The sequence below is a fragment of the Pseudooceanicola sp. HF7 genome (assembly GCF_011806405.1).
In the GTDB taxonomy this organism is placed as follows: Bacteria; Pseudomonadota; Alphaproteobacteria; order Rhodobacterales; family Rhodobacteraceae; genus Pseudooceanicola.
Genome location: NZ_JAATOW010000013.1, coordinates 63,132 through 80,213 on the forward strand (window position 1 = coordinate 63,132; position 17,082 = coordinate 80,213).

Genomic DNA, 17,082 nt, shown 5'->3' on the forward strand with positions numbered 1-17,082 from the left:
GGACAAGAGGCAGCTGAGATGATCGGTTTTGTTGGTATCGGCGTGATTTTCGTCATGGTTTTCGGCGGCTACATCCTGGCCGGCGGGAAAATGGCGATCATCCTCAAGGCCTTGCCTTTCGAGATGATGATGATCGGCGGTGCCGCCGTCGGCGCCTTCCTGCTGGCCAAAGACATGGCGGCGGTGAAGCACACGGTCAAGGACATCGGCAAGGTCTTCAAGGGGCCCAAGTGGAAGCACGAGGATTACCGCGACCTGCTGTGCCTGCTCTTCGAACTGATCCGCCTGGCACGCCAGAATCCCGTCGCGATCGAGGAACATATCGAGGCGCCGGCGGAATCCAGCATCTTTTCCAAGTACCCGAAAATCCTGACGGATTCAGAGGCGATCGGTCTGATCTGCGATACCATGCGCTCTGCCTCCATGAACTACGACGATCCCCACCAGGTGGAGGAAGTGCTGGAAAAGCGGATGGAGGCGAACCTGCACCATTCCATGCATTCCAGCCACGCCCTGCAGAACGTGGCCGATGCGCTGCCCGCCCTGGGAATCGTTGCCGCCGTGCTGGGGGTGATCAAGACCATGGCCTCCATCGACCAGCCGCCGGAGGTGCTGGGCAAGATGATCGGCGGGGCGCTGGTGGGCACCTTCTTGGGGGTTTTCCTGGCCTATGGCATCGTTGGCCCCTTTGCCGGCCGTCTGAAGACGGTGACCGAAGAGGACGGGCATTTCTACCAGCTCATCCGAGAGGTCCTGGTGGCCAACCTGCACAATCACGCGACCAATATCTGTATCGAGGTCGGGCGGCAGAACACGCCCTCTCACTGCCGTCCCAGCTTTTCGGACCTGGAAGACGCGCTCAAAGAGGTCAAGAGCGGGGCGGCATGATGCACAGGCTGGCGCTACTGTTTCTGGCCCTGATTCCGGGCACCGCCCTGGCCCAGACCGCCGTGCTGCGGTCAGGCGACCACGCGGAATTCACCCGGCTGACCCTGCCCCTGCCCGCCGGCACCAGCTGGACGCTGGACGATGCGCCGGAGGTGCTGACGCTCAGCTTTTCGGAGCCCCTTGAACGGGTGGACCTGGGACAGGCCTTTCGCCGGATCACGCGCGACCGGGTCGCCGATATCCGCCCGGTGCCGGGCCCGGGGCTGGAAATCCTGCTCAACTGCAATTGCGCGGCAGAGGCCGTTCTGTCGCCCAGCAACCTGCTGATCCTGGACATCCGCGACACGCCCCGCCCCGTGCCGGCAGCGCAACCCAGCCCGCCCCCTGCGCCGCCGTCTCCCGAAGCGCCGCTGCCAAGCGCGCTATTGGGCCTGCCCACCGGCGCGAGGCTGAGCTTTGGCACCCCGCAATCCGCCAGCCCTGCCCAGGCGGCCTCTGTCTCTCCGGTCGTTCTGCCCGCCGAGGCGCCAGTTGAACCGGCCGTCGAACCGCCCCAGGCCGCGCCGCGTTTCGAGGCGGTGCCACAGGCGCCCATGGCGGAAACCAGCATGGATTTCAGCAACTTCGCGATGGACGCCATCAACCGTCTGCCCGAGGCCCCGGCCCCCGCGCCGGAGGCAGAGGCGGCCCTGACCCGCGAGCTGGAACAACAGCTGCTGCAATCCATCGGCAGCGCCGCGACCCAGGGCCTGCTGACCCCCAGCGACTCGCTGCGCGAGGCCATGCAGGACCTGCCCCCCGGGCGCTATGACGAGCACAATGAGCTTCGCCCGACCGATCCCGGCGTCTCTTCCACGCCCAGCACGCTGGAGGCCGACAAGGAAGTCGACGTGTCGCGCTATCGGCTGTCCGGATCGCCCTGCACATTGGCCATGCCGCCGCTGACCACCGGGGAGCCCGTTGAAAGCTTCGTGCTGGAACTGGGCAAGCTGCGCTCTGCCCTGACCGGCGAATTCGACCGCGACAACGCGGAGGCCTACATGGCCCTGGGCCAGTTCTACCTGCGCAACGGCTTCGGCGCAGAGGCCATCCGCGCCACCCAATCCGTGCCCTCCAACCCAGAGATCATCGCGGAAATGACTGCCGTGGGCCGAATCCTGGAATACGGGCATGACCGCGCCGACGGTCCCTTTGCCGGCAAGATCTGGTGCGAAGGCGAAGCCTCTGTCTGGGCGGCGCTCACCGGGCCGGAGATCGCGCCGGGTTCCGATTTCGACCGCGCCGCGATCCTGACCACGATCACCGCCCTGCCCGCGCCGCTGAAATCCTACATTGGCCCGCTGCTGGCCGAACGGTTCGTCACCGCGCAGGAGACGGGTATCGCGCGGGATATCCTGCGGATCGTGTCGCGCGACCTGCCGGAGACCACGCCGATGCGCGAATTCGCCACCGCGCAATTGCAGACAGAGGAACAGGGCCAGCCGGATCCCCAGGCCTATGATCCGATCATCGCCCGCAATGACGACCTGTCGCCCGAGGCGCTGATCGATTTCACCGATGCGACCCTGGAGTCCGGCGCCCAGGTCGATCCCGAAACGATCGGCCTGCTGGAAAGCTACCGGATCCAGTACCGCGATGCGCCGCTCTTTGCCCGGCTGCTGCGGTCAGAGATCATGGCGCAGGCCTCTGCCGGGAATTTCGCGGCCTCTTTTGGTCTTTACGCGGAGCAAGGCCAGGTCCTTGACCCCGAGGTTGCCAGCGTCACGGTCGACCAGCTGGCCGGCGACATGGCCCGGAATGCCACTGACGCCAGCTTCACGCGGATCTACTTTGAACATGAGGCCACCATCCAGGAGATGGCGCGCACCGAGACCGCCAATGACGTGGCCGAACGGCTGCTGTCCCTTGGCTTTGCAGAGGCCGCCGCGCAGCTGATCGCGCCGGGTGCGGAGGGCGAGGCCGGACGCCGGCGCAGGCTCCTGCGGACCCGTATCGCCCTGGAAGCCCGCGATCCCATTGGCGCGGAACGCGAATTGCACGGCATGACCGGGCCGGACGTGGATGCCCTGCGGGCCAGCGCCCGGCTGATTTCCGGGGATTTCGCGGGCGCAGAGATCCTGTTCCGCTCTGCCGGAGAGGAAGAAAAGGCTGCCGAGGCCGCCTGGCTGGCGCGCAACTGGCGCGAGGTCCAGAGCTCGGCCCCGGAACCGATCAGCCGCGTGGCCCGGGTGGTCAGCGATCAGCAGGAAACGCCGGTGGTTCTGCCCGCGGCGGGCCCGCCCACGCTGGCCACAAGCCGTGACGTGCTGAGCCAGAGCGGCGAAACCCGCGCGGCCCTGCAGGACATGCTGATGTCCGTCCAGGTGGATACCGCCCTGGACGAATAGGCGGCCATTTTCGAATCCTCAACCATTCACCCGTTACCAAGGATCCATGAGAGCACGCCGAAGCTGCGTGAAAACCCAATCCTGACCGGAGAAGCCGCGTGGGACTGCAATGACCGAATCCGAATCCCGGCCCCTGTTCCAGCCGACGATCCTGCTGGCGCTGGCACTGATGTCGATCATCATCATGATGATCCTGCCCGTGCCCGCCTTCGTGCTGGACGTGGGTCTTGCCGCCAGCTTTGCCCTGGCGATCCTGATCTTCACCGTCACGCTCTTCATCGAGAAACCGCTGGATTTCTCGGCCTTTCCGACGGTGCTGCTGGCCTCTCTCATGCTGCGGCTGTCGCTGAACGTGTCTTCGACCAAGCTGATCATCGGGCAGGGTCATACCGGCACGGCCGCCGCCGGCGACGTGATCCAGGGCTTCGCCGATTTCGTCATGTCCGGGTCGGTCTTCCTGGGGCTGGTGGTCTTCGGCGTGCTGCTGATCGTCAACTTCATGGTCATCACCAAGGGCGCGGCCCGGATGGCCGAGGTGGGCGCGCGTTTTGCGCTGGACGGGATGCCCGGCAAGCAGCTGGCGATCGACAGCGACATGTCCGCCGGGGCCATCAACCACGTCCAAGCCAAGGAGCGGCGCGAACGCGAACAGCTTGAGACGACCTTCTTCGGCTCGCTCGACGGGGCGTCGAAATTCGTCAAGGGCGATGCGGTTGCCGGGCTCTTGATCACCATCCTGAACCTGGTCGTCGGCCTGGCGATGGGGGTCATCGTGCATGGCATGGCCCTGGGCGATGCCTTTGAAACCTATGCGATTCTCACGGTGGGCGACGGGCTGGTCACGCAGATCCCCGCGGTCATCATCTCCATCGCCTCGGCGCTGCTGCTGGCGCGCGGGGGCTCCACCGGGGCCACGGACCTGGCGCTTGTCAGCCAGCTGGGGCGTCACCCGGCGGCGCTGATCACGGTGGCGGTGCTGATGTTCCTCTTCGGCTTCGTCCCCGGCCTGCCCTTCGTCCCCTTCGTCATCGGCGGCGCCACCTTGGCGCTGGCGGGCTACCTGGTGCGCCGCCGCCTGGCCTCTGAAGCCAGGGACAAGGCCGCCGCAGAGACCCCCGCGCCGGAGATGCCCAGCCGGTCCCTGGGGGACACGCTGGACCTGGATGACATCCACGTGGAATTCGCCCCCGACCTGGTGAACATGGTGCTGGATCCCGGCACCGGCCTGGACGCAAGGATCGAGAACATGCGCCTGCATGTCGCCGAAAGCTTCGGGCTGATCCTGCCCGAGATCCGGCTGACCGATGATCCCTCCCTGCCGCCGGGGTCCTATGTCATCCGCATCCAGGGGGTCGAACAGGCCCGCGCCGTGCTGCGCCCGGACCGCGTGCTGGCCCTGACACAGGGCAATTCCGCCGGCCTGCCCCCGGGCGAAGAGGTCAAGGAACCCGTCTACGGCGCGCCGGCCCGCTGGATCGACGAGGTCGCGCAGGAAGGCGCCGCGCTGTCCGGCATGACCCTGGTCACCCCGACAGAGGTCCTGGCCACCCACCTGCTGGAAACGATCAAGCGCAATTTCTCTCGTCTGCTGACGATGAAAAGCCTGCGCCGCGTGCTGGAAGAGATGGTCAACCTCAGCGATGAACGCCGGGCAGAGGCCAACCGCAAGCTGCTGGATGAGCTGATCCCGGAAAAGGTGCCGATGGACCTTCTGCACCAGGTCCTGCGCCTGCTGGTGGCTGAGCAGGTCTCGATCCGGAACATGCCGCTGATCCTGGAATCCGTGGCAGAGATCCGCCCCCATATGCCCCAGCCGGAAGCGATCTGCGAACATGTCCGCCACCGCCTGGGCTTCCAGATCATCTCCGAGCTGCGCAGGGAGGACGGGACCACCCCGCTGATCCAGCTTGCCCCCGGTTGGGAAGAGACCTTTGCCGCCTACCAGCTGGACCGCGACCGGGGCAGCGTGGACATCGCCCTGCCGCCGGAAATCTTCAATCGCCTGGTCACCAACGTGGCCGAAGCGGTCTCCGAAGCCTCGGACAAGGGGATCCATGCGGGCATCGTCACCTCGACCCAGCGGCGGCGCTTCCTGCGCATGGCCCTAAGCGCGCGCGGCATCGTGAACCCGGTGCTGTCCTTCGAAGAGATCGGCATCGATGCGAACCCCTCACTTGTCGCGATGGTGTCGGATGAATGAGCTGCTGGCGCATCTTCTGGACCTGCTGCGCGCCCAGGGTTGGCTGATGGCGGTCATCCTGCTGCGCGTGGGCGCCTTTACCAGCTTCCTGCCCGCCTTCGGAGAGCAATCCGTGCCCACGCGGGTCAAGCTGGTAATCGCCGTCAGCCTTTCGGCCATCGTCCTGTCCGCCCAGCCGGTGCTGCCGCCGCAGCCCGGGTACCGCAGCTTCCTGTCGCTGCTGGCCAGCGAAACCGTGATCGGGCTGATGCTGGGATTGGGATTGCGGTTGTTCGTCATGGGGTTGCAGACGGCCGGGTCGATGATGGCGCAGGCCACCTCTTTGTCGCAGATCCTGGGCGGTGCGGGAGTAGAGCCTCTGCCCGCCATCGGTCATGTGCTGGTCATCGGCGGTCTGGCCCTGGCGATGATCCTGGGCCTGCATGTCCACGCGGTGCTTTACCTGCTGATGTCCTATGACGTGCTGCCCGTTGGCCGGTGGCCGGATGGCGCGGACCTGGCGCAATGGGGCAGCGGGCTGGTTGCGCAAAGCTTCCGACTGGCCTTCAGCCTGGCCGCGCCCTTCATCATCATCTCGCTGATCTACAACCTGACCCTTGGCGTCATCAACCGCGCCATGCCGCAGCTCATGGTGGCCTTCGTTGGCGCGCCGGTCATCACCTTCGGGGGGCTGGCGCTGCTGTTCCTGCTGTCCCGGCAGATCCTCACGGTCTGGTCGGAGCGCATGTTCGCCTTCCTGACGGCGCCGTTCTGAGGGGCGCGCGATGGCAGAGGAAGAAAACTCTGGCGAAAAGCCGCACGAACCAACAGAGCGGAAGCTGCAGAAGGCCCGCCAGAAGGGCGAGGTTCCGCGATCCCAGGATCTGTCCACGGCGGCGGCCTATGGCGGGCTGTGCCTGGCGGGACTGGCGGTGGGGGGCCCCGCGCTGATCCGGCTGGGGGAGGTGCTGATGACCCTGGTCGACCGCCCCGAGGCCCTGGCCCCGCTGTTCTTCGACGGCCCCGGCCAGACCCCGACAGGCGGGCTGATGGGGGCGGTTGGTCTGCCGCTCATCCCGTTTTTCCTGGTGCCGGCGCTTGCGGCCCTGGGTGGGATCATCGCCCAGCAAAGCTTCGTCGTGTCCGGCGATAAGCTGAAATTCAAGGCCAGCCGCATCAACCCGGTGTCCAACGCCAAGCAGAAGTTCGGCCGCAACGGGATCTTCGAGTTCTTCAAGAGCTTCGCCAAGCTGGTGATCTATTCCACCTGCCTGTTCTACTTCGTCTCCGGCAAACTGCCCGAGATGGCCTCGACCCTCTATCTTGGGCCCGGGATCGCCGCCGCGCTGCTGCTGCGGCTCTGCGTGGAATTCCTGTTCATCGTCTTCCTGATCGCGCTGGTCCTTGGCGGGCTGGATTACCTCTGGCAGCGGGCGGAGCACATGCGCAAGAACCGCATGACGGACAAGGAAATCCGCGACGAGGTCAAGGAATCCGAGGGCGATCCCTACATGCGCGGCCAGCGCCGCCAACGCGCCGAACAGATCGCGCGCAGCCAGATGATGGCCGATGTGCCAGAGGCCGACGTGGTCATCGTCAACCCGACCCATTACGCCGTGGCGCTGAAATGGGACCGCACGCGCGGCTCCGCCCCGGTCTGCGTGGCCAAGGGCGTGGACGAGGTGGCCGCCGTCATGCGCGATATCGCCAGCAAGAACGGCGTGCCCCTGCATTCCGATCCGCCGACCGCGCGCAAGCTGCACGCGGAGGTGGAGATCGGGCAGGAGATCGGGCCCGGCGATTACCGCGCGGTGGCCGCCGCGATCCGCTTTGCCGATGAGATGCGGCGCAAGGCGCGGGGTCGGATCTGATGCGCGCAACCGAGGCCCTTGCCCGGCTCACCCCGCTCGCCCAGGCCACGGAGATCCGCTACGAGGCGGACCTGGCCGTGCTGCGCCGCATCACCCGCAACGAAAGCCAGCTGCGTGACAGCCTGTCAGAGCTGGAGGACCAGGCCGCCGCCGGTTTCCTGCGCGCCGTGGGCAGCGAGACGGGCAGCCTTGGGTTCGCCAGCAGCCAGGAACGCGCCTGGCGGGACTGGCTTTCGATGAAACGCGGCGAGCTGCAGCGCAGCCTGGCCCTGTGCCTGGCGGAGAAATCGGAACAGACAGAGGTGCTGCGCCTCAGCATGGGGCGCCGCGACGTGGCCGCGCAGATGGTGAAACGCGCCAGGGCCGAGGCCCGGCAGGACCGGCTGGCCAAGCAGATGGCCGCCCTTCAGGAGATGTCTCTGCTGCACCACAGGAAAAGGCCGCGCTCGTAAGCGCGGCCCTCCTGTTTTCTGCCCTGCGGCCCCTGATTCTCTACCCTGCGGCCCCTTTGCGGGTCAGGAATCCTGCCGGGCGATATCCGTGATCAGCACGTCAGAGACGATCGGCCCCAGAACGCGCGACGCCACGTTGAGAAGCCCGCGCCGCAGCGTATCCAGGTTGTTGGAATTGGTGAAGGCGCCTTCGAAGCCGCCGATATTGGCGTGATCGAACATCACCTGCAGGAAGGAATCCCGCAGCTTGGGTTCGCGGGCATAGACAAACTCGCTGTTGCCCGGCGCGACCTCCAGCGAGATGGAGATCACGACCAGCGCCGAGATCTTGTCACTGGCCACGACCGGCACGATGAACTGGTTGTGCATCTTGATGTATTCCCGCTGGGCGTCGTCCTCCAGCGGGGCGGGTTCGGCATTGGGATCCGGCGCCGCGACCTGCACCGGCGCGGCCTCTCCATCCCCGCAGGGATTGATCTCGGCCATGTCCTGCGGCGCGGGGCGCAGCATGAGGCCGGCACCGGCCCCGGCACCGATGCCAAGGATCACCAGGAGGATGGGCAGAAGTTTCTTCATGGGGCCTCCTTAGAAGGGCAGGATGCGATCGGCGATCTGCTGGCCGATCCGGGGCTGCTGGACATCCGTGATCTGCCCGCGCCCGCCGTAGGACACCCGCGCCGAGGCAATCTTGTCATAGGTGATCTCGTTCTGGCGGGAGATATCCGCGGGCCGAACGAAGCCCGAAACAAGCAATTCGCGCAGTTCGAAGTTCACCCGCACCTCCTGGTTGCCCGAGATCGACAGCACCCCGTTGGGCAGCACGTCGACCACCGTGGCGGCAATGCGCAGGGTCAGTTTCTCATTCCGGCTGACGGAGCCATCGCCGTTGGAGCTGGAGCTGGAATCCAGGCTGACCGCATCATCCAGCGTGGCGTCGCCCGACAGATCGTTGTTGATCCGCTGCGGAATGCCGAAGAATTCGGAAATCCCAAGGCTTTCGGACCCGCTGCGCGAGCGCGAGGTGGAATTGGAAATCTCTGCGCTTTCGTCGATCTCGATCACCACGGTCAGGATGTCGCCGCGCTGAAGGGCGCGCCGGTCCCCCAGAAGGGACGCCCGCGACGCCGTCCAGAGAGAGGCCCCGGGCACCACGCTTCGGCTGCGGGTGTTTTGCGGCAGGCCGGGCGACATCATGGCGTTGTGTTCGCGGGAATTGACCTCTGGCGAGAAGTCCGGGGGTTTGCCCAGGTGATCGCCACAGGCGGTCAGGGCGATGAGTGCGAGCGTGCAGAAGATTGGTTTCATTGAACTTTCACCGTTCCATCAGATTGGATCACGCCGTTGACCACCTGCCGCGAATCCATGTTCATGACCCGCAGCACCTCTCCGGCACCGCCGCGGCCAAGGGCGCGGGCCTCTGCCACGATCATCAGCCCGTTGCGGTCATAGATCAGGCGCACGACCTGGTTGCGGTCGATCAGCGCCGGGGGGCCCAGGTCTCCGGGTCGGATCGGGCGGCCGGCATAGAGCGCCTGCCGGGTTTCCATGCCGACCAGCCCATCCAGCGAGGACAGGGCGCCGGGCACCTCCACGTCGCGCAGCACCAGGTCGTTCACGCCGATCACGGTCTGCGCGCGGATGGTGCGCGCCGCGATGACCGTATCGGCCTGTGCCGCCGGCGCGAGAAGGAGCAGGGACAGGAGAAGCCTGAGCATCAGCGCACCTGTGCGGTCGCTGCGAGCATCTGGTCAGAGGCGGTGATGACCTTCGCGTTCAGCTCGTAGCCGCGCTGTGCCTCGATCAGTTCGGTCACCTCGCGCACCGGATCGACGGAGCTGTCCTCAAGGTAGCCCTGCCGCACCGTGCCCAGGCCATCCAGCCCCGGCGTGGTGACATTGGGCGGGCCGGAGGCCTCTGTCTCCGTGAAGAGGTTCGAGCCGATGGCTTCCAGCCCCTTGGGATTGGCGAAACCGGCAAGCGACAGCTGGCCCAGCAGCTGCGCGTCCGCGGTATCGGCGAAATAGGCGTAGACCTCGCCATTCGCGTTGATGGAGATGGAGCGCGCATCGTCCGGGATGGTGATATCGGGGGCCACGGGGAAACCGTCCGAGGTGACGATCTGCCCCTCTCCGGTGCGTTTCAGCGCCCCGTCGCGGGTATAGGCGGCCAGGCCGTTGGGCAGAGTGACCTCCAGGTAGCCGCGCCCTTCGATGGCCACGTCCAGGTCGCCGCCCGTCTGGGACAGGGACCCCTGCGCCAGGTGCATCGAGACGGCAGAGGGGCGCACGCCCAGGCCAAGCTGGATGCCCGTGGGCAGGACCGTCCCGTCCGAGGCATTGATCGTGCCGGCGCGGACCATCTGCTGGTAATGCAGGTCCGCGAATTCCGCGCGGCGGGCGTTGTAGCCCGTGGTGGACATGTTCGCGAGGTTGTTCGAGATCGTCTCGACCCGCATTTGCTGAGCGGCCATGCCGGTGGCCGCGATCTTGAGGGCGCGCATCTGTTGGCTCCTACTTGATGAGAGTTCTTGCGACGGTGCGGATCCGGTCGTCTTCCCGCTCCAGGAAGGTCTGGCCCAGTTCATAGGCCCGCTGGACCTGGATCATCCGGCCGATCTGGCCGATGGCATCCACGTTCGAGCTTTCGATGAAGCCCTGCACGACCCGCGGGTCGTCGACGGGCTCAACCCCGCCATCGGTGCTGAACATCGTGCCGCCATGGCGTTGCAGGCTCAGCGGATCTGCCGGGCGCACGACACCCAGCTGGCCGATCGGCGCACCGTCCGCCGACAGGGTGCCATCCCCCGCCAGGCCAAGGTTCACCGCATCCGGCGGAATGAAGATCGGCGCCCCCCCGGGATCAAGCACCGGGTGGCCGTCATTGGTCACCAGGTCCCCCGCGGCAGAGGTGGCGAAACTGCCCGCGCGGGTCAGCATCTGCCCCTCGGGGGTTTGGACCTGGAAGAATCCCTCGCCCTCGATGGCGAAATCAAGGCTGCTGCCGGTTTCGGTCAGCGCGCCCTGGCGGAAAGACGTGTTGTGCACACGGGCTGCCGCCATGGAGAGCGACGGACCGTCATCGGTGCCCTGGACAAATTCGGAAAAGATCAGCCCCTCCTGCCGGTAGCCGGTGGTGGCCGCATTCGCGATGTTGTTCGCGATCACGGTCATCTCCCGCATCAGCCCGGATTGCCGGGTAAGGGTCGTGTAGCCTGCGTTGTCCAAGTTTAACCTCCGATGATGTGCGGGATGAGCTGGTTCTGGAAAAAGGCCACGAGCGTCTGGGTCATGAACCCCATGCACAGCCAGAAGACGACGACGATCGCCAGGAGCTTGGGCACGAAGGTCAGGGTCATCTCCTGGATCGAGGTCAGCGCCTGGAACAGGCCCACGACCAGGCCGGCAACGAGGGCCACGGCAAGGATCGGGGTCGAGGTGATGACCGCCACCCAAAGGCCCTGGCGCAGGCTGTCGAAGAAAAGCGCTTCATTCACTGGCCAGGACCCCCGGTTACGTCACGGCTCAAACGGGCATACGCAGGATTTCCTGGTAAGCCTCGACGACCTTGTCCCGGACGGTCACTGCCGTTTCCACGGCAAGCTGCGTCTGGGCCAGGGCCTGGACCAGCGCATGGGGGTCGGCTTCGCCGATCATGGCCGCTTTTGCGGTTTCTTCCCCTTCGTGAAACGTCTGGGCGAAATCCCGGGCGGTCTCTCCCAGGGTTTCGGAAAGGCCCTGGCCGGTTCCCGGTACGGGTTCCATGGCCGGGCGGGCCGCCGCGTATTTCTGCGCGGCGTTCAGGGCACGAATGTCCATTCTGGACCTCCTTATCTACGCAACAGATCAAGCAGCCCCGACGACATCTGTCGGGCCTGGTCAAACATCTTGAGGTTCGCCTCGTAGCTGCGCTGCGCTTCGCGCGCGTCAGCGATTTCGACCACCAGATCGACGTTCGATCCATCGTAGTGGCCAGTTTCATCGGAGAGGGGGTGCGCGGGATCGTAGATCCGCCTCAGCTCGGTCTGGTCGAGTTTCACCCGACCTGTCCGGACCTCACCCTCACCTGCCCCGGCGCCCGCCACGGTTTCGAACGGGACGGTCTTGCGCCGGTATCCGGGTGTATCGGTATTGGCAATGTTTTCAGAGGTATGGCGCAGGCGCTGTGCCTGGGCCCGCAACCCGCTGGAGGACAATGCCATGCTGCTCAGGAAATCACCCATGGCCGGTCACCTCCGGCCCAGGGCGGTACGCATGACGTCCAGCGCGCTCTTGTAGATCGCAAGCGCCTTGTCATGCTGCTGTTTCACCTGAACGGATTTCATCACCTGTTCTTCCAGCGAAACGGAGTTGCCGTTCGGCGAGGACCAGGGATTTTCCTCTTCTTGCAGGCCCAGCTGGTCGGCACGCCCCGCCATGGAGGACTGGCTGCCGTTCAAATGCGCGCTGCGCGTCGCCTTCAGGCCGAAGCCCGGGGCGGATGTATCGATCGTTTCGGAAAAGGAAGCGATGTCCTGCGCCTTGTAGCCAGGCGTATCCGCGTTCGCCATGTTTCCGGCGATCACGGTCTGTCGCACGCTTGCGTGGCGTGCCATGGCATCTGCCATGCGAAAGACTTGCAGTGTCTCGAACACGGGGGCTTCTCCCTCCATTGGCTTCAATCAAGGCTTAACCCCGATTCCTTTAGAAATGGTTGGCACCCAATGAAGGAACCGAGCGATGTCACAGAATGTGCTGCAAGGGGTCCGTGCGGAGCTGGAGATGCTCTCCGCCGTGCGCCACGTAGGCCGGATTGAAGAAGTCGACGCAGAGGTTCTGCGAGTCACCGGGCTAGGCCGCCACGCGCGGCTGGGCGACGTGCTGAAGATCACCCGGTGGGATGGAACCGAGCTGCATGGAGAGGTCATCAAGCTGGATCGCGATGCGCTGACCGTGCTGCCCGATGCGCCCGCCGAAGGGGTGTCCCTTGGGGATCGGGTGGTCCTGCGCGGCCCGCTGCGCATCGCCCCGGACGACAGTTGGATCGGGCGGGTGATCGACCCGCATGGAATGCCGCTGGACGGGCGGCCGATCCTGCCCGGAAAGCACTGGAAAAGCTTGCGAAATGACCCGCCGCCGCCCGCCAGGCGGCAGTCTCTTGGCGCCCGCCTTGGCACGGGGATGGCGGTTCTGAACACGCTCCTTCCCATCGTCGAAGGGCAGCGCGTAGGGCTTTTCGCGGGCTCCGGCGTGGGCAAATCCAGCCTCATGGCGGGGCTGGCGCGCAACATGGAGTCCGACGTGACCGTGATCGCCCTGGTCGGGGAACGCGGACGCGAGCTGCGCGAATTCATCGACAAGACCCTAGGGCCGGAGGGGATGAAACGCGCGGTGGTCATTGCTGCCACCTCTGACCGCTCCGCCCTTGTGCGGCGGCGCTGCGCCTGGACCGCGATGAGCGTGGCGGAGCACTTCCGGGACCGGGGCAAACGGGTGCTGTTCCTGGCCGATTCGATCACCCGTTTCGCAGAGGCCCACAGGGAGGTCGCGGTCGCCGCAGGGGAGCTTCCGGCCCTACGCGGCTATCCGCCCTCCACCGCGCATCAGATCATGCAGCTCTGCGAAAGGGCCGGACCGGGCGTGGTGGATACCGGCACGATCACCGCCGTGCTCTCTGTCCTGGTGGCGGGCTCGGACATGGATGAACCGGTGGCCGATATCCTGCGCGGCGTGCTGGACGGTCATATCGTGATGGATCGACAGATCGCGGAACGGGGGCGGTATCCGGCCATCGACCTGTTGCGCTCTGTCTCGCGCAGCCTGCCCGATGCGGCCACGGAAGAGGAAAACCAGCTTCTGGCAGAGGCGCGTCGGCTGCTCAGCGCCTATGCGCGGTCGGAAATGATGATCCAGGCCGGGCTCTATGCCCATGGCAGCGACCAGGTCCTGGACCAGGCGATCCGGGCGCATCCGGATCTGGATGCTTTCCTGGCAGAGAAAGAGGCCCAGGGGATTCCGAATTCCTTCGACCGGCTCAGGCTGATCCTGCGCCGCGCCGCCGCCGGCGGTTCGCGCGGGCCGGGACAGGGCAAGATGAAGGCTGTCGCCCCCCGCCGCGCCGCGCCCCACGCTGTCGAAGGTCCGAAGAAATAGCAGAACCGCCTCGCTATCGGGCGGGGGATCACCGCCGCCCGTCACCTCCGGCGGCACGCGGCGCCTCAGAAGGGTCGCAGGCTGCGCCCGAATTCGATCGCGCTGGACAGCATCATCTGTGCGACGGCCCCCGCGCTGCTAGCTTGGTATTCCCGGATCTGGGCCTGCATCAGGTAGCGCTGCACGACCTTCTCGCGGATCTCCGCATCAGCTCCCAGCTCTGCCGGGTTAGCGGTGCCGAAGAACCGCTCGGAACGATCCTTGAAGATCTCCAGCTGCTTTTCCAGGTCCAGTCCGGCGAAACTGGTGGGCAGCCCCAAGGCGGTTTCCATGACCTTGCGCAGGGGCGCATCGCCCATGATCTTGTACCAGTTGGTATTGGGCGTGGCCTCGCTGCCGGCGTAGGTCTCAAGCCCGCGATCTGCATTCAGGGCCAGGCGCAGCGAATCGTCCTGAAGCCCCACCGCCACTTCGAATTCCTGTCGGCGGAACTTGTCCGTGATGTCCGTGGCGAAGGTGGAAATCTTGGTGCTGGGGGTGCCCCGGTCGAACCCGAAGGCCGCCGCAAGGTCATAGTAACGAGAATCCGAAAGCTTGTTAGCCAGCGCATCTTCTTCCAGCGTGCCCTCTTCCAGGATCTTCTTCACGAAATAGGTGCTGTTGATATCGTCCTGAAGCCCGAAGGCCCCCAGGGCGACGCGCAGAAGACGCCGGTCTGAAACCAGGTCCTCTGCCGTATCCACCTTGGAGATATTCTCTTCGAAATAGGCGGTGTCACGAGTGATCAGAGGCGATTTGTCGAAGACTGCCTTCTGATTGTCATAGGTCCTTTGCAGGAACATCCAGCCCACTAGACCCGAAGACGGAAGGACCGGAGCGAAGGTCATGACAGCCTCGTGTTCAGCAGCCGTTCCTCGCGCGGGAGGAGCCCGCGCAGGGACTTGAGGCATTGGTAGAACTGGTTGTTCACCACCGCTTCCGTCGCCCCGGCCAGCAGCGCGCGGCTGTCGGGATCGGTCAGGATCTGGCTCAGCTCCTCGATCCGGCGCAGAAGTTGCAGCCGCGCTTCATCGGGGTCCGCATCGCCGGTCAGCACCAGCTGTGCGGCATAGCAGACCCGCCGCACCGGCGTATTCGCCTCTTCGGGGTGGATGGCATCCCGCAGGCGCAGGATATTCACGTTGGGCGTCACGATGGACAGCCGCGACCGCCGGTCGCCGTTCTCGATCACTGCGCCATTGATGAGAACCCGCTCCTTCGGCGAGAGTTTCAGCACCAGGCCGCTCATGTCTTCTCTCCTTCGCTGCGGGCAGGGTCGCTTCGCACGCCCTCGCTTCTCAGCCCCCGCATGATCGCGGAATTGACCTCGACCAGGGCGCGGACACCCGCCTTGCCTGTCAGGACCTTCTGACTGTGAACCTGGGTGAATTCGGCAAGGTAGAAGATCTGTGCCCGCAACTCCTGCGGCAGCGCATTGTCATCCCCGGCCACATCCGCAGCGAGGAGGATCCAGAGCCTCCGGTTTTCGTAGATCGCCCGGGCAAGCTCGGGAAACCCGGTCTTCTGATCCTTCTTTGCGGCGGTGATCAGGCCGCGCGTGACGCGGGCGAATACTTCGTATTCGGTGCCGCGGGGCGTCCTGACGGGGGTCGAAGCCTGGCCGTAGGCGCGCATGGCTTGTGAATGTGCGGTCACGTGGAATCCTTCCAGTCTGCCGTGAGATCGTGGGTAACCTCATCGGGGGCGCGTCATGCGCGCCCCCGACTGTCGTCCTTCCGTTAGCGGAAGAGCGAGAGCAGCGTTTGCGGCGCCTGGTTGGCGATCGACATGGCCTGAACGGCCAGCTGCTGCTGCACTTGCAGCGCCTGCAGGCGGGCCGATGCTTCTTCCATGTTGGCGTCGACCAGGGTGCCGATGCCGGACTTCAGCGAGTTCGTCAGGGAGTCAATGAAGTTCGACTGGGTCTCGATGCGGCCTTCGACGGAACCGAAGGCAGCGGCGGCGTCAATCGCGGTCTGGGTCAGACCTTCGATCATGTTCAGCGCAGAGGTGGCACCGTCTTCCGTGGACACGTCGATCTCGTTCAGCAGTTCCAGGCCACCACCGATGGTGTTGCCTGCATCCGCCGTGACGGAGACCAGGTTCACGGCAACCGTGTCGGTTGCATCCGTCACCGTGGAGGTGAAGGTCAGCGTGTCACCGGAAACGCTGATGTCCAGCACGTCGCTGTCCAGGCCGTTGGCGCCGGCATAGGCGGTCCAGGCGTTCTGCAGGCCCTTGGCCACATCCGCTGCGGTATCGCCGTCACGGGCGACGTAGCGGATGTCGTTGGCTGCCGCTTCCGCCTGGGTGGAGGCTGCCGCCGTCGAGGTCCGGTAATCGGCCTGGGTGAAGGTCGAGTCATCCGCGTCCGTACCGAAGATGTTCAGCGCATAGGCCGTCCCGGCTTCGAAGCCGGTGTTGTCATCACCGATATCGATGGAGCCGGTCTGCGTGGCGTTCAGCGTGACCGCGGAGGTGCCGACGTTGGCGTCGAAGGTACCGCCGGTGGCCGAGATGGCGCTGGCACCCGTACCAAGGTCTTCCTTGCTGACCGCGATGTCAGAGGCCGTGACCCCGGCGCCCGAACGATCAAGCGAGGAAAGGACGCTGGTGGAACCGCTGCCCTCTTCCGTGTCGGTGTTCGACAGCAGGTTCAGGCCGTTGAACTGGGCCGCGCTGACGACGGTGGAGATCTGGTCGCGCAGGGCGGCAATATCCGTCTGGATCTTGTCGCGGTCGACGTTCTCTTCCTGGGCGGCAACGATCTTGCCCTTCATGTCGGTCAGCAGGTCGGTGACCGATTCCGCGGCCTTGCGGGCAACGGCAACGGTGGAACCGCCAAGCGCCAGGCTCTCGGAGATGCCCTTGAAGCCGCGCACGTCGGATTCCATCACCTTGGAGATGGCCCAGACCGCGGAGTTGTCCTTGGAGCTGGCGACCTTCTTGCCGGTGGAGATGTTGCTCTGAACTTCGGTCATCGACTTGTTGACCGCGGTCAGCGTCTGCAGCGCGACCATTGCGCTGTTGTTCGTCAGAATGCTGGACATACTTTGTTCCTTTGATCGAGAGGCGCTTTACGCCCGATGATTTCCCGCCCCCCATCGGGACGGAGTGACTGTCATTCTGACGGGTGCA

The 17,082-nt window shown here is 65.4% G+C and carries 20 protein-coding genes; 7 read left to right on the top strand and 13 right to left on the bottom strand.

Features of this window, described 5'->3' with window-relative positions; translation table 11 throughout:
• Positions 1–18 precede the first annotated feature (18 nt).
• The 6 genes from motA (at position 19) to HCZ97_RS09790 (ending at position 7,777) form a co-directional block, all read left to right on the top strand.
• Positions 19–888: a flagellar motor stator protein MotA gene (gene motA, locus HCZ97_RS09765; protein WP_167688519.1), complete on the top strand. Its 870-nt coding sequence runs from the start codon at positions 19–21 to the stop codon at positions 886–888.
• Entirely contained in the window at positions 885–3,275 is a 2,391-nt protein-coding gene (locus tag HCZ97_RS09770; protein ID WP_167688520.1) for a hypothetical protein, read from the top strand. The genes motA and HCZ97_RS09770 overlap by 4 nt, the downstream gene beginning before the upstream one ends.
• A 109-nt stretch (positions 3,276–3,384) precedes the next feature.
• Positions 3,385–5,475 carry a flagellar biosynthesis protein FlhA gene (flhA, locus tag HCZ97_RS09775; protein ID WP_167688521.1) on the top strand — a complete coding sequence of 697 codons (2,091 nt, stop codon included), beginning with the start codon at positions 3,385–3,387 and terminating at the stop codon, positions 5,473–5,475.
• Positions 5,468–6,229: a flagellar biosynthetic protein FliR gene (locus HCZ97_RS09780; protein WP_167688522.1), complete on the top strand. Its 762-nt coding sequence runs from the start codon at positions 5,468–5,470 to the stop codon at positions 6,227–6,229. Before flhA ends, HCZ97_RS09780 begins: the two co-directional genes overlap by 8 nt.
• Positions 6,230–6,239: 10 nt before the next feature.
• Positions 6,240–7,325 (top strand): flagellar biosynthesis protein FlhB, encoded by a 1,086-nt coding sequence (locus HCZ97_RS09785; RefSeq protein ID WP_167688523.1) that lies wholly within the window; start codon positions 6,240–6,242, stop codon positions 7,323–7,325.
• Positions 7,325–7,777: a hypothetical protein gene (locus tag HCZ97_RS09790; RefSeq protein ID WP_167688524.1), complete on the top strand. Its 453-nt coding sequence runs from the start codon at positions 7,325–7,327 to the stop codon at positions 7,775–7,777. The genes HCZ97_RS09785 and HCZ97_RS09790 overlap by 1 nt, the downstream gene beginning before the upstream one ends.
• Positions 7,778–7,840: 63 nt before the next feature.
• Here the strand turns inward: HCZ97_RS09790 and HCZ97_RS09795 are convergent, their stop codons facing one another.
• From HCZ97_RS09795 to HCZ97_RS09835, 9 genes are read right to left on the bottom strand one after another with little or no spacing between them, the layout of a single operon-like run.
• Positions 7,841–8,353, bottom strand: a complete 513-nt coding sequence (locus tag HCZ97_RS09795) for a flagellar basal body-associated FliL family protein (protein ID WP_167688525.1) — start codon at positions 8,351–8,353, stop codon at positions 7,841–7,843.
• A gap of 9 nt (positions 8,354–8,362) precedes the next feature.
• Positions 8,363–9,082, bottom strand: coding sequence for a flagellar basal body L-ring protein FlgH (gene flgH / locus HCZ97_RS09800; RefSeq protein WP_167688526.1), 720 nt, complete (start codon positions 9,080–9,082; stop codon positions 8,363–8,365).
• Positions 9,079–9,492, bottom strand: coding sequence for a flagellar basal body P-ring formation chaperone FlgA (gene flgA, locus HCZ97_RS09805; RefSeq protein ID WP_167688527.1), 414 nt, complete (start codon positions 9,490–9,492; stop codon positions 9,079–9,081). Before flgA ends, flgH begins: the two co-directional genes overlap by 4 nt.
• On the bottom strand, positions 9,492–10,277 hold the full coding sequence (flgG, locus tag HCZ97_RS09810) for a flagellar basal-body rod protein FlgG (RefSeq protein ID WP_167688528.1): 786 nt from the start codon (positions 10,275–10,277) through the stop codon (positions 9,492–9,494). The genes flgA and flgG overlap by 1 nt, the downstream gene beginning before the upstream one ends.
• Positions 10,278–10,287: 10 nt before the next feature.
• Entirely contained in the window at positions 10,288–11,001 is a 714-nt protein-coding gene (locus tag HCZ97_RS09815) for a flagellar hook-basal body complex protein (protein ID WP_167688529.1), read from the bottom strand.
• Between the two features lie 2 nt (positions 11,002–11,003).
• Complete coding sequence (gene fliQ, locus HCZ97_RS09820) at positions 11,004–11,270, bottom strand: flagellar biosynthesis protein FliQ (RefSeq protein ID WP_167688530.1); 267 nt, start codon at positions 11,268–11,270, stop codon at positions 11,004–11,006.
• Positions 11,271–11,298: 28 nt separating this feature from the next.
• Positions 11,299–11,592, bottom strand: coding sequence for a flagellar hook-basal body complex protein FliE (gene fliE / locus HCZ97_RS09825; protein ID WP_167688531.1), 294 nt, complete (start codon positions 11,590–11,592; stop codon positions 11,299–11,301).
• Between the two features lie 11 nt (positions 11,593–11,603).
• A complete protein-coding gene (gene flgC, locus HCZ97_RS09830; protein ID WP_167688532.1) occupies positions 11,604–11,996 on the bottom strand; it encodes a flagellar basal body rod protein FlgC in 393 nt (130 codons plus the stop codon).
• A gap of 6 nt (positions 11,997–12,002) precedes the next feature.
• A complete protein-coding gene (locus HCZ97_RS09835; RefSeq protein ID WP_368484349.1) occupies positions 12,003–12,407 on the bottom strand; it encodes a FlgB family protein in 405 nt (134 codons plus the stop codon).
• Between the two features lie 85 nt (positions 12,408–12,492).
• On the opposite strand from HCZ97_RS09835, the gene HCZ97_RS09840 reads away from it, so the two are divergent.
• Positions 12,493–13,905 carry a FliI/YscN family ATPase gene (locus HCZ97_RS09840; RefSeq protein WP_167688534.1) on the top strand — a complete coding sequence of 471 codons (1,413 nt, stop codon included), beginning with the start codon at positions 12,493–12,495 and terminating at the stop codon, positions 13,903–13,905.
• 65 nt (positions 13,906–13,970) lie between these two features.
• On the opposite strand, the gene HCZ97_RS09845 is transcribed toward HCZ97_RS09840, so the two are convergent.
• The 4 genes from HCZ97_RS09845 to HCZ97_RS09860 all read right to left on the bottom strand — a co-directional run bounded on the left by HCZ97_RS09845 (position 13,971) and on the right by HCZ97_RS09860 (position 16,994).
• Positions 13,971–14,792: a DUF1217 domain-containing protein gene (locus HCZ97_RS09845; RefSeq protein WP_167688535.1), complete on the bottom strand. Its 822-nt coding sequence runs from the start codon at positions 14,790–14,792 to the stop codon at positions 13,971–13,973.
• On the bottom strand, positions 14,789–15,193 hold the full coding sequence (gene flbT, locus HCZ97_RS09850; protein ID WP_167688536.1) for a flagellar biosynthesis repressor FlbT: 405 nt from the start codon (positions 15,191–15,193) through the stop codon (positions 14,789–14,791). The genes HCZ97_RS09845 and flbT overlap by 4 nt, the downstream gene beginning before the upstream one ends.
• Positions 15,190–15,600, bottom strand: a complete 411-nt coding sequence (gene flaF, locus HCZ97_RS09855) for a flagellar biosynthesis regulator FlaF (protein WP_368484350.1) — start codon at positions 15,598–15,600, stop codon at positions 15,190–15,192. The genes flbT and flaF overlap by 4 nt, the downstream gene beginning before the upstream one ends.
• Positions 15,601–15,683: 83 nt before the next feature.
• Positions 15,684–16,994 carry a flagellin gene (locus HCZ97_RS09860; protein ID WP_167688537.1) on the bottom strand — a complete coding sequence of 437 codons (1,311 nt, stop codon included), beginning with the start codon at positions 16,992–16,994 and terminating at the stop codon, positions 15,684–15,686.
• Between the last annotated feature and the right edge of the window lie 88 nt (positions 16,995–17,082).